The following is a 13,855-nucleotide window of genomic DNA, read 5'->3' on the forward strand; positions in this document are numbered from 1 at the left end:
CCGCCCCCGAGTCCTCGATGAGGACGGCAACGGCGACCTCCTTGCCAGGGGCGGGGACGGGTATCAGGACACACGGCGCGCCCGGCGCCGGCCCGTGTCCAGCCTCACCTCCGCGGGCAGCGCCTCCAGGCCCGCCGAATCCCTCGCATGCGCGATCGCCTCGTCCGTGAGCCGCGTCAGCGCTTCGCCCGGCGCCGCGTCCGGTTCCAGGTGCAGTGCCATCCGGACCCGCGGCGTGGTCCGGCGGCCGGTCAGGGCGACGGACGCGCGCGAGACCCCGTCCAGCGACGACGCCTCCTCCGTCAGCACGCCCTCCAGCGCCCGCCCCCTCAGCAACGCGCCTTCGCCGTCGCCGCTCTCCACGAGCACCTCCGAGAGCCGTGCACGGCGAAGTTGGGCGAGGAGCCACCACAGGCCGAGCACCAGCAGCAGCGCGAGGACCGCGATGACAACCGGCCACCACCACCCCTCGTCCTGCCACCGGGCCCGGTCCGCGTCGCTGAGCAGGACGTCGCTGCGCCCGTCGAAGGGCCACCATGACGGTACGGAGAGACCGGCGCCCGCCGCGAGCACCGCGCCCCCGGCGCACACCAGGACCAGCCCGACGAGGCCGAGGGCCACCCGGTTGACGGCTCGAAGCGTCCCCTGCACCGGTCCTCACCCCTTCTTCGGTGGCCGGCCGACGTGCACGGACAGGGCCGGCGGCCTGGCGAGGCCGAGTTCCTTCAGGCCGGCGCCGAGTGCCTCGTCCAGGTCGGCGCGCACGGCGTCGAGTTCGCGGAAGTGCGCCCGCGCCCGCACCGACGCCTTCGAGCGCCGCATCCGTACTCGGACGCTCTGTACTCCCGAGACCTCCATCGCCCGGTCGCGCAGCACCAGCGCCGCAGCCTCGCGGTGGAGGCCGGCCCGGACATGCGCCTGGTCACGCCGCATGGGCAGCAGCGCCCGGAGGCCGGGAGTCACCGCGAGGACGATCAGCCAGATGCCGACGAGCACCGCGAGCCCGGCGGCGGCCAGCACCGCGACCTCGTCCAGCCGCCATTCGGCGAGCCGGTCGGCGGTGACGCGCCGCCACTGCATGGCCGGCCGGTCCGCCCGTACGGCGGCGATGTCGTACAGCAGCAGCCCCGCTCCACCGACGACGACCAGGGCGAGCAGCCCGGCGGGCACGCGGCGCACGGACCAGAAGCGGCCGGCCTTGCCGCCGTGACCGTCCGCGGGCACCGACGCCGGGTCGTACGCGGAGGCCGACGCGGACTGGTCCAGTTCGAGAACGGGTCGGGCGGGACGCGCGGACTGCTCGCGTGCAGTGGGTTGTTCCGGCTCGGTCGGTTCGGTCATCGAATCCTCCCCTGCGCCGCGCGCCGCGAGTGGACGGAGTGCAGCCGCTCGACCTGCACCGCCACCTCGGGGACGTCCATCCCCGCCAACGTCCTTACCCGTTCGACGACTTGGCGACGCACAGCACCGCACTGGGCGCCGATGTCCGACGGGTAGTCCAGCTCCAGGCTCACCCGCACCCGGGCCGTGTCGTGATGGACGACGACCATGGCATGCGGCGGTGCACCGCCTTCCGGTACGCCGGGGAGCGCTTCACGTGCCGCCCGCGCGGCGATCTTCGCGACGACGCGGTCGGCGATGCTCGTCGCCCCCCGGTCGGCCGGCGCCACCCGACCCCCGGGCGCGCCGCTGCCCGGCGCACCGCTCGCCCCCGCAGCGTCCGGGACCACGACGCGTCACCGCCGCCCGTCGCCACGCTCGCGGCTCCGGAAGAAGTCGCCGACCTCGAGGTCGCCCTCGAGGAACCGGCCGACCACGAAGCCGACCGCTCCCAACGCCGCCACCACCAAAAACGCCCCGAACCCACCGAAGTACCCGGCGAAGCCGAGCGCCATGCCGGCGATCAGTCCGACCACGGCCATGCTCATGTCGAGCTCCTTCTACTGCTTTCCAGCGGCCTCTTCGGTTTCTCCAGGCTCGGCGGCCAAGGCGCCACCGGCTGCTACTGGAGTCGCGGCTCCGGCTCCTCTTCTTCCTCGTCCGGCAGCTTCACGTCGCTGACGGCGATGTTCACCTCGACGACCTCGAGGCCGGTCATGCGCTCCACGGCGGAGACGACGTTCTCGCGGACCGCGCGGGCGACATCGGCGATGGAGACTCCGTAGTCGACGACAATCTCCAGGTCGAGCGCCGTCTGCACCTCGCCGACCTCGGCCTTCACCCCGCGGGTGGCACTGGACCTGCCGCCGCCGGCCCCTCCCACCCGGTCGCGTACGGCGCCGAAGGTGCGCGCCAGCCCACCGCCCATCGCGTGTACGCCCAGAACGTCCCGGGCGGCCAGCCCGGCGATCTTCTCCACGACACCGTCGGCGATGGTGGTGCGGCCCCGGGCTGCGGGCTCCGGGAGACGCTTGCCGCCAGTGGCCTTACGCGTCGCGTCGCTGGAGCCGGACTCGCTTCCGGATGTCGGGCTCAGGTTGCGGCCAGGTGTCTCGCTCATCGCCGTGGTCCTTTCCGAGCGGTCGTGACCTCCAATTGCCCACACTAAGGGCGTTTGCCCGCATCCGCCCCGGGGATGCGGCAGGCTGGAGCAATGACCACTTCCGATGCGGCGCGACGGCAGGTGCGGCGGGCGATCGGCCTCGGCAGACTGCTTCCGCTCGGCGGCCCGGCGGACGGCGCCTGGCTGTCCGAACGGGCGGCCGCGACGGTGCTGCGCGATGCGGGCGCCACAGCCGTGCCGAAAGCCGCGCTGGGGACGATCCGGCTCTCCCTCGTGGCCCCGGACGCCGCCGAGGAGCCGACGGTGCCTGCACCCCCGACCGCTTTGTGGCCGGGGCCGCTGCGCGTCGAGGCGGACGTGTCGGTCTGGGACCTCGAGGAGCCCCTGCCGGCGCTGACTGCCGCCCTGCGCGCGGCCTTGTTCGAGACGGCGTCGGACGTCCTGGGCCTCGCGGTCACGACGGTGGATCTACGGGTGCGCGAGCTGCTGGACTCCGCGCCCGAGGAGCGGCCGGTGCCGGATGCCCCCGCGGCGGTGCACCCGTCGGACCCGGCCGGGACCGCCGCGGCGGCGACGCCGGGCGTCGCCCACCTGACGGCGACGCTGGGCACCGCCGTGCACTACGGCCCGGACCATGTCCGCGTCGAACTGGCGACGGCGCCGGGGCATGTGGCGCTGGAGGTGGCGAGGGCGGCCCGAAGCACGGTGGCGGCGGCTTTGTCCGACGACCGCGCGGTGACGGTCGTGGTCACCGCGGTCTCATGACGGACCGGTACCGCGCCCTCGCCCCCGGCGAACGGGGTCGAGCATGACGGAACCCGTACTGCGCGCCCCGGACCCCGGCGAGACGGGGTCGAGTCCCGCCGGGGTCGCCTCCCACGGCACCGGGCCGTAGCGGGAGTCCGGGGCGCAGGGCCCGGGGCAGCGCCCCGTCAGTCCGCGAGGCCGGCCAGGTCGCGCAGGCGTCGGCCCTGCGCCGCCCGCTCGGCCGCGCGCTGCTCGTCGTAGGAGCGGCCCGCCGCATCCCGCAGCAGCGCCTTCGTCTCGATCACCGCGTCCCGGGGTGCGGCGAGCAGCGCCGCGGCCAGGTCGCGCACGGCACCGTCGAGTTCCTCCGCGGGGACGACGAGGTTGGCCAGGCCCGTGCGCTCGGCCTCCTCCGCATGGACGAAGCGGCCGGTCGCACAGATCTCGAGGGCGCGGGCGTAACCGACGAGCGACACCAAGGGGTGCGTGCCGGTGAGGTCGGGGACGAGCCCGAGGCTGGTCTCGCGCATGGCGAACTGCACGTCCTCGGCGACGACCCGCAGGTCGCAGGCGAGGGCGAGCTGGAATCCGGCGCCGATCGCATGGCCTTGGACGGCCGCGACGGACACGATGTCATTGCGGCGCCACCAGGTGAACGCCTCCTGGAACTCGGCGATCGACGCGTCGACTTCCGCGTCGGAGCCGCGTGCCAGGTCCATGAAGGACGGCTCGCCTTCGAAACCCTCCGGCGTGAACGCCTGCCGGTCGAGTCCCGCGGAGAAGGACTTGCCCTCACCGCGCAGCACAACGACCCGCACGCTGCCCGGCAACGAACGACCGGCCTGCGCCAACGCCCGCCACAGCGCGAAGTTCTGGGCGTTGCGCTTGGCCGGGTTCGTCAGGGTCACCGTGGCAACCGCATCATCGACGGTGAGCCGTACGCCGTCCTTGTCGAGTACAGGATCGAGCGAAGTCATGAGACGCCTCCGGTTCGGTGCAGTCGGGCCTACTCTTCGGACTTGAGGAAGGTAAGCTACTGCACAGTAACCGCCCGGCCGACCGTGGGACCGGCCAGGGGGCCACCGTGACACCGACAACGGAACCGATGAACCGGACGAGGAGCCTCTTCCGGTGGAACTGTCAGGCCGAAGCGGCCTTCTTGCCCCGCGTCGCTCCGCCACGTCCTCGCAGAACGACTCCGGACTCACTGAGCATCCGGTGGACGAATCCGTAGGAGCGGCCGGTCTCTTCGGCCAGCGCCCGGATGCTTGCACCGGAGTCGTACTTCTTCTTCAGGTCTGCCGCGAGCTTGTCGCGCGCGGCGCCGGTAACCCGGCTGCCCTTCTTCAGAGTCTCGGCCACCCGTGCCTCCTCATGGGAAGTGCGCTCTGGACTTCTCATGATCACCCCTACCGGGCGTCCTGGCCACCCATTCGACAAGGTCAGTACGGAACGCTTTGCCGTGCGGTATACGGCCGCCACGACCGGAATGATGCATTCCGGTCGGCTCTGGCGGACCGTCTGGCCGGGCTCGGGGGCGTCCTACCAGGTCAGGGCAGGAACAGGGAAAGCGCCACGACGGAGAAACGGACGGCGGCGGTCCACCAGTCGCCACGCCGCGATACGAGACGCACTCACACAGATGATGGATCACCCGTAGGCCGAATGATCCATAGCAAGTGGATCAACGGGGTCCGGTATGGGCGCCGGACCCCGCATTCCGTGCCGTGGGGAGGCCGTCAGGCCAGCGTCACGAGGTCCGCGTAGTCCGCGCCCCACAGGTCCTCGACACCGTCCGGCAGCAGGATGATCCGCTCCGGCTCGAGCGCCTCGACCGCGCCCTCGTCGTGCGTGACGAGGATCACCGCACCCTTGTAGGTGCGCAGCGCACCGAGGATCTCCTCGCGGCTGGCCGGGTCCAGGTTGTTGGTGGGCTCGTCGAGCAGCAGGACGTTGGCGGACGAGACGACCAGGGTGGCCAGTGCGAGCCGGGTCTTCTCGCCACCGGAGAGGACACCGGCCGGCTTGTCGACGTCGTCGCCGGAGAAGAGGAACGAGCCCAGCGTCTTGCGGACCTCGACGAGGTCGAGGTCGGGCGCGGAGGAGCGCATGTTCTCGAGCACCGTGCGGTCGGGGTCGAGGGTCTCGTGCTCCTGGGCGTAGTAGCCGAGCTTGAGGCCGTGGCCCGGGGTGACCTGGCCGGTGTCCGGCTTCTCGACGCTCGCGAGGAGCCGCAGCAGGGTGGTCTTGCCCGCACCGTTGAGGCCGAGGATGACGACGCGCGAGCCCTTGTCGATGGCGAGGTCCACGTCGGTGAAGATCTCGAGGGATCCGTAGGACTTGGACAGGCCCTCCGCACTGAGCGGCGTCTTGCCGCAGGGCGCGGGTTCGGGGAAGCGGAGCTTGGCCACCTTGTCGGCGACCCTGACGTCCTCGAGACCCGCCAGCAGCCGCTCGGCGCGGCGCGCCATGTTCTGCGCGGCGACGGTCTTGGTGGCCTTGGCGCGCATCTTGTCGGCCTGCGAGTTGAGGGCGGCGGCCTTCTTCTCCGCGTTCTGCCGCTCACGCTTGCGGCGCTTCTCGTCGGCCTCGCGCTGCTGCTGGTAGAGCTTCCAGCCCATGTTGTAGACGTCGATCTGCGAGCGGTTGGCGTCGAGGTAGAAGACCTTGTTGACGACGGTCTCCACGAGGTCGACGTCGTGGGAGATCACGATGAAGCCGCCGCGGTAGGTCTTCAGGTAGTCGCGCAGCCAGACGATCGAGTCGGCGTCGAGGTGGTTGGTGGGCTCGTCGAGCAGGAGGGTGTCGGCGTCCGAGAAGAGGATGCGCGCGAGTTCGACGCGGCGGCGCTGACCGCCGGAGAGTGTATGGAGCGGCTGGCCGAGCACACGGTCGGGCAGGCCGAGCGCGGCGGCGATGGTGGCGGCCTCCGCCTCCGCGGCGTACCCGCCCTTGGTCAGGAACTCGGTCTCCTGGCGCTCGTACTGGCGCAGCGCCTTCTCGCGGGTGGCGCCCTGGCCGGTGGCGATGCGCTCCTCGTTCAGCCGCATCTTGCGGATGAGGGTGTCCAGGCCGCGGGCCGAGAGGATGCGGTCACGGGCGAGCACGTCGAGGTCGCCGGTGCGCGGGTCCTGCGGGAGGTAGCCGACCTCGCCGGAGCGGGTGATGGTGCCGCCTGCGGGGATGCCTTCACCCGCGAGGCACTTGGTGAGCGTGGTCTTGCCCGCTCCGTTACGGCCGACGAGGCCGATGCGGTCGCCCTTGGCGATACGGAAGGAAGCGGACTCGATGAGGACGCGCGCTCCGGCGCGCAGCTCGATACCGGATGCGGTGATCAAGGAAAAACTCCAGGGCGGTAGGACGGCGGAAGGGACGGGCGATAGACGCTTCTACGCCGCCTAATGCACAAGGAGAATTGCCATACGGCCCAGTCTAACGGGACGGTGCAAGTGGTTTTCCGCCCCGGAGAGCCGGGGAACGCCGCAGCGCACCGCGGACGCGGGAGCCGACAGAAGGGGCGCCTTGCCCGGATCCGCTCGATACTCGGCGTGGAAGCGGGGAAGGCGGTGAGGTGGCCCATGCAGTTCGACGACGACGCCGGCCTGGACACCTCGGAGGTCCAGGACGCACGGGGCAGCAGGATCCCCGGCGGCCGGGCCACGATCGGCGGCGGCCTCGCCGGCCTCGCGTGGAACTCCAGGCCGACTGCTACGCGGGGGTGTGGGCGCACCACGCGACGACGACGCCGGACGGCAAGACCGGCGAGCCGCTGATGACGTCGCTGACCGAGGCCGACATCGAGGACGGCATGAACGCGGCCGCGGCGGTCGGCGACGACCGGATCCAGGAGCGGCTCCAGGGCCGGGTCACCCCGGAGTCCTGGACACACGGCTCGGCGGCCCAGCGGCAGCAGTGGTTCGCCATCGGCTACCGCACCGGTGACCCGGGCCGCTGCGACACGTTCCGCTGACGGCCGTTGCCGGTGGCGCTGAGGGCCGTTGTCAGTGGCGGGTGCCAGACTGAGACACAGATCACATCCTGTCGTCGAGCAAGTGAGGAGTGATCGGGATGGCTCAGTCGCCGAGCATCTGTCCGACGCTGGTGTACGCGGACGCCAAGGCCGCGATCAGACAGCTCACCGAGGCCTTCGGCTTCGTCGAACACGCGGTGTACGAGAACGAGGACGGCGGAATCGCCCATGCCGAACTGACCCACGGCACCGGCATGGTGATGCTGGGGAGCAAGGGCACGGGGAGCGAGTTCGACACGCTGATGAAGGACGCCGGACCGGCGGGTGTGTTCGTCCACGTCGACGACGTCGACGCGCACCACGCCCGAGCGGCGGAGCACGGCGTGGAGATCGTCACGCCGCCCACCGACCAGGACTACGGCTCCCGCGACTACATGGCCCGCGACCTCGAGGGCAACATCTGGAGCTTCGGCACGTACGCGCCGGGGGCGACGGAGTCCTCGTAGCTCTTCGTGGCCCCCGCCGCATCCGTGCGGCCGTCGTCGGAGTCAGACCCCGCCGGTTCCGGTGTGCACCTGGAAGGCGGCCCTGCGCACGGCCTTGGCCAGGGCCGGGTCCGGATGCGCGGCCGCGAGCGCGACCAGCACCTGGACCGTGCGGGGGTGGCCGCCGGCCCTGACCGCCTCGAGCAGCGCGGGGACAGTGCCCTGCACCGCGGAGTCGAGGTGGCGCAGGAGCAGCTGGGGCTCCCCGTGGTCGGCGACGGCCGCCGCGGTGTCCACCCACAGCCAGGTCGCTTCCTCGCGGGTGAGGACATCGGCCGCGTCCTCCGGGTCGGCGCCCTCGTACTCGGCGAGCCACAGCAAGGCGTACGGGCGCAGGGACGGTTCCCCTGCCGCCGCGCGAACCTCCGCCTCCGCGGGGGCGCCGACCACGCGCAGCGCCTCGAAGGCGAGGCCGCGGAGCAGGGCGTCCTCGCCACGGGCGACGGCGAGCAGTTCGCCGACGGCGCTGGAGACGGTGCGTGCCGCGAGCCAGGCGCGGTACTCGGCGCGGGCGGGGCCGGGGGTGAGGCGGGCGCAGCCGCGCAGCATGTCCTCGGCGGACTGCTCGATGTTGCCGGCGGGACTCTGGGCCGCGACGCAGATCTGCTCCAGCTTCACCCACACCGCCCAGTTGCCCAGCGGGGTGAGCGTGGCCTGGCCTCGTGCGAGGGTCAGGGCCCCGACGGCGGAGAGCCCCTCGAGAGCCCAGTCGAGAAGCGCGGCAACGGACACCTCGGCGCCTCCGGCCTCCGCCTGCGGGGCGTCGGGGAGATCTGTTTGCGCGTCGGACCGTGGGTCGTAGGGAACCTCGCAGCGTTCCTCGCGCAGTTCGGTGACGCGCTGCTGCAGCAGGTCCAGCAGGGCGGGCACGAGCACGGGGCCCGCCGAGAGCTGAAGGAGGGAGAGCACCTGGGGCACGGCCTCGACGACCTCGGCGACAGCCGTGGGCGCGACATCGCCGGGGGCGGGGTGGATCAGCGACCAGGCGTCGAACAGGGCGACCCAGCCGCGCAGCACGGCCATGTCGTCGCGGTCCCAGGCCCGCAGACGCCAGCCTGGGCGGGCCGTGTCGCCGTGCAGCTCGACCAGACCGGCGAGGCGAGCGCGGTCCCAGCCGGCCCGCACCTGATCCTCGGTCAGGTACAGGGCGTCGGCGGCCCTCTTACGGGCGCTCTCGGCGAGCGGCGTGGTGCTGGGATTCCGGTCGGCAGCTGCCCAGCGGGCGATCCGCACGGCATCGGCGAGGACCGCCCTCGCCTGGCGGGCGAGTTCGGCCGGGGCCGGCGTGCCCTCCGGCGGCCGGGGTGCCGGGCGCGTGCGCCGGGTCGTCACGGCCCGTCGTGCCGTCGCCAGGGATCGCGGGCGGACAAGACGGAGTCTGGAGTTGCGCGCCAATTGCTCATCAGGCTTTCGGGACGTCACAGGGTGCAGTCTTCCCGTTGACGGCCCGAAAGCCCAAACGGAACCCTGTGGCCCGCGCCCGACGGCCCTGCGGCCCGGGTTACATCAAGGGGGTCAGGAAGCGGCGGAGGACTTCCTCGTACGCCGTCGGGTCCGCGTTCCACATGGCGGCGTGCGGGGCGTTCGGGACCGTGTGGAGCGTGACCAGTTCGGGCCTCTGGGCGGCCAGTTGGCGTGAGCGGTGCCAGGGCGCGAGGGTGTCGTGGGGGCCGTGGAAGATCAGGGCCGGCACGTCGAGCGAGAGCGGGTCGACGGCTTCGGCGAGCCGGTCGCCGTGCGGCCCCGTGCGGCCCTGGGCAGCCCGGACGGCCAAGGGCAGCAGAGGGGCCGGGGTCCGGCGGGCGGTGGCCAGGGCGCGCACGGTCGTCTCCCAGTCGAGCACCGGCGAGTCCAGGACGACGCCGCTGATCCGGTCGCGCAGACCGGAGTTGGCGGCGGCGTGCAGCGCCATGGAGGCGCCGACGGACCAGCCGTGGACGATGACGCGCTCCGCGCCGTTGCGTACCGCGTGACGCACGGCAGCGTCGAGGTCGCGCCACTCGGAGTCGCCGAGGTGACCGAGGCCGTCCGGGGGGCGGGGAGCGCCCGGGTCCCCCCGGTAGGCGAGAGACAGGATCGGGAACTGCTGGGCGTGCAGGAACTCCATCAGGTTCAGGGTGTGTTCCCGGGTGGTGCCCAGGCCGTGCACGGCGATGATCCAGCTGGCGCGTGCGCCGGGCACGAACCAGGCAGGCAGCGCGCCGAGTTCGCCGGGGACGAGGATCTCGGAGTGCGCGAGGCCGAGGGCCGCGCCGGGGTCGCCGAGGTGCACCTGCGGGGTGAGCCTGACCCGGGTGCCGGGCTTCAGGCCGCCCTCCGTGATGTGCACGAGACGGCGCACGACCGTGTCCGGACCGTGCGGCACCCCGTCGAGCACCGGACCCACGACCGCGTGGACGCCCGGCCCCTCGAGCCCGTAGGTCCCCGGGCGCAGCGATGCCAGGCTGCGGGTCAGGACGACCCTGCCGGGCCCGGTCTCGTGCACGGTGAGCCGGGGGTCGCCCGGCAGGGGGCGGCGGGCCTGCGCTCTCAGCGCGACGTGGCTCGCGTAGCGGCCGGCCACGACCGCGGCCGCGCCGACGCCGATCAGGGTGGTGACGGCCGCTGCCGTCGCTGTAGCCGGGCGCACCTGTCCAGTGTGGGCGGGCGTGCGGGCCGGGGCCAGTGGGCGGGGCCGCGCGTGTGGCACCGCCGGCCCCGGGGGCAGCCGCCTGGCCCGCCCCTTGACGGCGTCCCGACGCCGCCCCGCGCGTCGAGCCGCGAGCGCCGGCCGGGCCGGGGCACCGCGGAGCGCGGTACCGGGTCCTCGGGTCCTCCATGTCGTCAGGTGCTGGGACGGAGCGCGGTCCGGTCCCGGGCGTCCTCCATCGCCGCCGGACACGGGGCGAAGTACGGTCCGGTCCCGGGCCCCCCGCTGCCGGGCACTTCGGGGCCGCACGCCGCCAGGCATGGAGGAACGAGACCGATCAGGGGAAGCGGGACCGCCGGGAGGAAGCACGCGCCGCAGGCGTCAGCGGGGCTGTTGGCCGTAGCCTCGGAGCTGGGCCGACGCCTCCGCCAGTTGGGTGGGGGACAGCAGGCTCGGCGTGCGGCCCGGGACGGAGGACGCCGTCAGCCAGAGGCGGCACATCCACTCCAGTTGCGCCGTGCGGTCGTAGGCCTGCGGCAGGGTGTCGCCGTAGGTGACCGTTCCGTGGTTCTGCAGGAGGCAGGCCGTGCGGTCGCGCAGGGCGTGGAGCATGTTCCGGGCCAGTTCCTCCGTGCCGTACAGGGCGTAGGCGGCGACGCGGACGGGGCCGCCGAGGGCGGCTGTCATGTAGTGGACCGGCGGAAGCTCGGGGACCAGGGTCGAGACCGCCGTGGCGTGCACCGCGTGGGTGTGGACGACGGCGCGCGCCCCGGTCTCGCGGTGGACGGCGAGGTGCAGCGGCAGCTCGCTGGTGGGTGCGAGGCTGCCGACGACCTGTGTGCCGTCGAGGTCGACACCGACGATGTCCTGCGGGGTGAGCCGGTCGTAAGGCACTCCGCTGGGCGTGACGAGGACGAGGTCGCCGACCCGTACGGAGACGTTTCCGGAGGTGCCCACCACGAGTCCCTCGGCGGCCGTCCTGCGGGCCGTCTCCACGAGGTCCCGCCATGCCCGTTCGATCGCGTCGTGCCGCGCCTCATCAGTCATGCCGTGATCCTGTCACCGAAGGCCGGCCGGTCCGACGACGGCCCGACGACGGCCCGACGACGCCACCGGGGACACGGAGGGTGTTCGAGTGGCTCCGGGGAGCGGCACCCGGGGCTGAAACAGACAAGCGGAATCCCCTGGCTCCACTTGGGGACACCGGGTCGCCGGACCCAGTTCACCTTCCGTTCATCCAGGTTGCCTACGGTCCCCGTGTCAATGACGTCAAACGATTGCCTGGGTAAATGGAACACATCACCCTGCTGCTCGCGATTGTGATCGTGACAGCGCTCGTGTTCGATTTCACGAACGGTTTCCACGACACCGCCAACGCGATGGCGACGACCATCTCGACCGGCGCACTGAAGCCCAAGACAGCGGTGGCCATGTCCGCCGTTCTGAATCTCGTCGGTGCATTTCTGTCGGTGGAGGTCGCCAAGACGATCTCCAGCGGCCTGGTCGACGAATCAGGCATCTCACCTGAAGTCATCTTCGCGGCGCTCGTCGGCGCCATCCTCTGGAATCTGGCCACCTGGCTGGTGGGTCTGCCCTCCAGTTCCTCGCACGCCCTCATGGGCGGTCTGATCGGCGCCACGGTCGCCTCGGTCGGATTCGGCGGGGTCAACGGCGGCGTCGTCGTCACCAAGGTCCTGATCCCGGCCATCGCCGCACCGCTCGTCGCGGGCCTCGCCGCCATGCTGGCCGCCCGGCTCACGTACCGGCTCGGCCGGAACACCGACGAGAAGGCCACCGCGAAGGGCTACCGCGCGGGACAGATCGCCTCCGCCGGTCTTGTCTCCCTGGCGCACGGCACCAACGACGCCCAGAAGACGATGGGCATCATCACGCTGGCTCTCGTGGCCGGCAATGTGGTCGCCCCCGGTTCCAACCCTCCGCTGTGGGTCATCGTCTCCGCCGGTGTCGCGATCGCGCTCGGCACCTACCTCGGCGGCTGGCGCATCATCCGCACCATGGGCAAGGGCCTCACCGACCTCCAGCCGCAGCAGGGCTTCGCCGCCCAGACCAGCGCGGCCAGCGTCATCCTCGCCTCGTCGAACCTCGGCTTCTCGCTGTCGACGACCCACTCCTGCTCCGGCGCGGTCATGGGCGCCGGCCTCGGCCGCAAGGGCGGGGTGGTCCGCTGGTCCACCGCCACCCGGATGTTCGTGGCGTGGGGTCTGACCCTGCCGGCCGCGGGCCTCGTCGCGGCGGCTTCGGAGTTCGTCACCAAGCAGGGCGACTGGGGTGTCGCGGCGGTCGCCGTCTTCCTCGTCGCCTCGTGCGCCGCGATCTGGCTCGTCTCGCGCCGCCAGGTCGTCGACCACACCAACGTCAACGACACCGACGTCGACGCCGCCGACGAGCGGGCGGGCGTCGTCACGACCGCCATCGCGGCCGTCACCCCGCCGCCCGCCGGCGACATCAAGGCCACCATCCCGGCCCCGGCCGAGCCCGAGCCGGCCCGTCCGGCCACGGTGTAAGGAAGCAGCAGCATGAAGATCGACTGGGCAGCTCTCGGCTCCGTGTTCGGCGTGAGCCTCGTCGCCACCGTCGCCCTGGTGGGCCTGTTCACCCTGGGCGTCGTGGGCCTGACCAAGCAGGAGGCGGCCTCGCAGGCCGGAGGCTCCGGCGCACTGGCCCGCACGGGCGCGTACGCCTGCTTCGCGCTCTGCGCGGCGGCCGTTTCCTACGGGATCTATCTGATCGTCACCTGACGCCACCGGACCCCCACAGGGCCGGGTCGAGGACACCTGCGGGTTCCTTCGGCCCGGCCTTCGTGTGTACACCGGTGTGGGGCTCGGCACACTGTCCCGCCGCAGGTCAATGGCGAGTTGACGGGCGTTCGCGCGCATGGTGGACTGCCGGGGCCATCTACGGCGGCAGAAGAGGAAGTCCGGTGCGAATCCGGCGCGGTCCCGCCACTGTCACCCGGGAGCAGACCCCCGGGGAGCCAGGAACTCTCACCGCCGGTCACGTCGAACCAGGGCGCGGACCCTGAGTGAGGACTCGTCTCATGCCCGGCTGCGGTACAGCCCTGTCCGTCGGACACCATTTCCGGGATCGCTGATCCCGTGCGTGCCGACCGAGTATTCGTGTACGGCGCCGCCGCCGGCCTCGTCGGTGACCTGCTCCTCGGCGATCCACGCCGTGGGCATCCGGTCGCCGCGTTCGGACGGACGGCCGCCGCTGTCGAGCGTGTCCTGTGGCGTGACCACCGCGGCAGGGGCGCGCTGCACACCGCGGTGTGCGCGGGCGGCGCCGCCGCCGCGGCGGCGCTGGCGAGCCGCGCCGTACGCCGCTCCCCCGTCGCGTCGATCGCGCTGACCGCCGCCGCCACGTGGGCCGTCGTCGGAGGTACGACGCTGGGGCGTGAGGCCTCGGCCATCGGCGATGCGCTGGCCGCCGGGGACGTCGAG

16 protein-coding genes, 1 pseudogene and 1 riboswitch are annotated in these 13,855 nt (G+C 72.5%); of the genes and pseudogenes, 6 read left to right on the forward strand and 11 right to left on the reverse strand.

The window, feature by feature from the left end; all coding sequences use genetic code 11:
* Nucleotides 1-63: 63 nt before the first annotated feature.
* From amaP to ABZ070_RS29055, 5 genes are all read right to left on the reverse strand, one after another.
* Nucleotides 64-651, reverse strand: coding sequence for an alkaline shock response membrane anchor protein AmaP (gene amaP, locus ABZ070_RS29035; RefSeq protein WP_356638307.1), 588 nt, complete (start codon nucleotides 649-651; stop codon nucleotides 64-66).
* 6 nt (nucleotides 652-657) lie between these two features.
* Nucleotides 658-1,341 (reverse strand): DUF6286 domain-containing protein, encoded by a 684-nt coding sequence (locus tag ABZ070_RS29040; protein WP_356638308.1) that lies wholly within the window; start codon nucleotides 1,339-1,341, stop codon nucleotides 658-660.
* A complete protein-coding gene (locus ABZ070_RS29045; RefSeq protein WP_356638309.1) occupies nucleotides 1,338-1,730 on the reverse strand; it encodes a hypothetical protein in 393 nt (130 codons plus the stop codon). Before ABZ070_RS29045 ends, ABZ070_RS29040 begins: the two co-directional genes overlap by 4 nt.
* Nucleotides 1,731-1,736: 6 nt before the next feature.
* On the reverse strand, nucleotides 1,737-1,928 hold the full coding sequence (locus ABZ070_RS29050) for a hypothetical protein (protein ID WP_356638310.1): 192 nt from the start codon (nucleotides 1,926-1,928) through the stop codon (nucleotides 1,737-1,739).
* 74 nt (nucleotides 1,929-2,002) lie between these two features.
* Nucleotides 2,003-2,500, reverse strand: coding sequence for an Asp23/Gls24 family envelope stress response protein (locus tag ABZ070_RS29055; protein ID WP_356638311.1), 498 nt, complete (start codon nucleotides 2,498-2,500; stop codon nucleotides 2,003-2,005).
* A gap of 93 nt (nucleotides 2,501-2,593) precedes the next feature.
* Here ABZ070_RS29055 and ABZ070_RS29060 point away from each other — a divergent pair, with 93 nt between their 5' ends.
* A complete protein-coding gene (locus ABZ070_RS29060) occupies nucleotides 2,594-3,268 on the forward strand; it encodes a hypothetical protein (protein WP_356638312.1) in 675 nt (224 codons plus the stop codon).
* Nucleotides 3,269-3,435: 167 nt separating this feature from the next.
* On the opposite strand, the gene ABZ070_RS29065 is transcribed toward ABZ070_RS29060, so the two are convergent.
* The 3 genes from ABZ070_RS29065 to ABZ070_RS29075 form a co-directional block, all read right to left on the reverse strand.
* A complete protein-coding gene (locus ABZ070_RS29065; RefSeq protein WP_356638313.1) occupies nucleotides 3,436-4,227 on the reverse strand; it encodes an enoyl-CoA hydratase/isomerase family protein in 792 nt (263 codons plus the stop codon).
* 163 nt (nucleotides 4,228-4,390) lie between these two features.
* Nucleotides 4,391-4,612, reverse strand: a complete 222-nt coding sequence (locus ABZ070_RS29070) for a helix-turn-helix domain-containing protein (protein ID WP_005319113.1) — start codon at nucleotides 4,610-4,612, stop codon at nucleotides 4,391-4,393.
* Between the two features lie 377 nt (nucleotides 4,613-4,989).
* A complete protein-coding gene (locus ABZ070_RS29075) occupies nucleotides 4,990-6,588 on the reverse strand; it encodes an ABC-F family ATP-binding cassette domain-containing protein (RefSeq protein ID WP_356638314.1) in 1,599 nt (532 codons plus the stop codon).
* 347 nt (nucleotides 6,589-6,935) lie between these two features.
* On the opposite strand from ABZ070_RS29075, the pseudogene ABZ070_RS29080 reads away from it, so the two are divergent.
* Together ABZ070_RS29080 and ABZ070_RS29085 are read left to right on the forward strand one after the other, a co-directional pair.
* Nucleotides 6,936-7,220 (forward strand): annotated as a pseudogene (locus ABZ070_RS29080) (neutral zinc metallopeptidase); the annotation flags it as partial.
* Nucleotides 7,221-7,318: 98 nt separating this feature from the next.
* On the forward strand, nucleotides 7,319-7,726 hold the full coding sequence (locus tag ABZ070_RS29085; RefSeq protein ID WP_356638315.1) for a VOC family protein: 408 nt from the start codon (nucleotides 7,319-7,321) through the stop codon (nucleotides 7,724-7,726).
* A 42-nt stretch (nucleotides 7,727-7,768) separates the two neighbouring features.
* On the opposite strand, the gene ABZ070_RS29090 is transcribed toward ABZ070_RS29085, so the two are convergent.
* From ABZ070_RS29090 to ABZ070_RS29100, 3 genes are all read right to left on the reverse strand, one after another.
* Nucleotides 7,769-9,097: a hypothetical protein gene (locus ABZ070_RS29090; RefSeq protein ID WP_356638316.1), complete on the reverse strand. Its 1,329-nt coding sequence runs from the start codon at nucleotides 9,095-9,097 to the stop codon at nucleotides 7,769-7,771.
* A 169-nt stretch (nucleotides 9,098-9,266) separates the two neighbouring features.
* Nucleotides 9,267-10,394, reverse strand: a complete 1,128-nt coding sequence (locus ABZ070_RS29095) for an alpha/beta fold hydrolase (protein WP_356638317.1) — start codon at nucleotides 10,392-10,394, stop codon at nucleotides 9,267-9,269.
* 381 nt (nucleotides 10,395-10,775) lie between these two features.
* The gene (locus ABZ070_RS29100; protein WP_356638318.1) at nucleotides 10,776-11,441 is read right to left on the reverse strand and encodes a class II aldolase/adducin family protein; all 666 of its coding nucleotides are present in this window, start codon (nucleotides 11,439-11,441) and stop codon (nucleotides 10,776-10,778) included.
* Between the two features lie 242 nt (nucleotides 11,442-11,683).
* Here ABZ070_RS29100 and ABZ070_RS29105 point away from each other — a divergent pair, with 242 nt between their 5' ends.
* The 3 genes from ABZ070_RS29105 to ABZ070_RS29115 form a co-directional block, all read left to right on the forward strand.
* Nucleotides 11,684-12,919 carry an inorganic phosphate transporter gene (locus ABZ070_RS29105; RefSeq protein ID WP_356638319.1) on the forward strand — a complete coding sequence of 412 codons (1,236 nt, stop codon included), beginning with the start codon at nucleotides 11,684-11,686 and terminating at the stop codon, nucleotides 12,917-12,919.
* A gap of 12 nt (nucleotides 12,920-12,931) precedes the next feature.
* Complete coding sequence (locus tag ABZ070_RS29110) at nucleotides 12,932-13,153, forward strand: hypothetical protein (protein ID WP_356638320.1); 222 nt, start codon at nucleotides 12,932-12,934, stop codon at nucleotides 13,151-13,153.
* Between the two features lie 131 nt (nucleotides 13,154-13,284).
* Nucleotides 13,285-13,421, forward strand: a riboswitch (cobalamin riboswitch).
* Between the two features lie 89 nt (nucleotides 13,422-13,510).
* Nucleotides 13,511-13,855 (forward strand): cobalamin biosynthesis protein (locus ABZ070_RS29115; protein WP_356638321.1); only part of this gene is annotated, 345 nt, incomplete at its 3' end.

This window comes from Streptomyces sp. NPDC006283 (assembly GCF_040613325.1).
Classification (GTDB): Bacteria; Actinomycetota; Actinomycetes; order Streptomycetales; family Streptomycetaceae; genus Streptomyces.

What these genes read in the sequence shown, in the direction of transcription:
- ABZ070_RS29085 (WP_356638315.1), top strand. Translation starts at nt 7,319, where the DNA reads ATGGCTCAGTCGCCGAGCATCTGTCCGACGCTGGTGTACGCGGACGCC.
- ABZ070_RS29040 (WP_356638308.1), bottom strand. Translation starts at nt 1,341, where the DNA reads ATGACCGAACCGACCGAGCCGGAACAACCCACTGCACGCGAGCAGTCC.
- ABZ070_RS29055 (WP_356638311.1), bottom strand. Translation starts at nt 2,500, where the DNA reads ATGAGCGAGACACCTGGCCGCAACCTGAGCCCGACATCCGGAAGCGAG.
- ABZ070_RS29060 (WP_356638312.1), top strand. Translation starts at nt 2,594, where the DNA reads ATGACCACTTCCGATGCGGCGCGACGGCAGGTGCGGCGGGCGATCGGC.
- ABZ070_RS29105 (WP_356638319.1), top strand. Translation starts at nt 11,684, where the DNA reads ATGGAACACATCACCCTGCTGCTCGCGATTGTGATCGTGACAGCGCTC.
- ABZ070_RS29110 (WP_356638320.1), top strand. Translation starts at nt 12,932, where the DNA reads ATGAAGATCGACTGGGCAGCTCTCGGCTCCGTGTTCGGCGTGAGCCTC.
- ABZ070_RS29100 (WP_356638318.1), bottom strand. Translation starts at nt 11,441, where the DNA reads ATGACTGATGAGGCGCGGCACGACGCGATCGAACGGGCATGGCGGGAC.
- ABZ070_RS29050 (WP_356638310.1), bottom strand. Translation starts at nt 1,928, where the DNA reads ATGAGCATGGCCGTGGTCGGACTGATCGCCGGCATGGCGCTCGGCTTC.
- ABZ070_RS29065 (WP_356638313.1), bottom strand. Translation starts at nt 4,227, where the DNA reads ATGACTTCGCTCGATCCTGTACTCGACAAGGACGGCGTACGGCTCACC.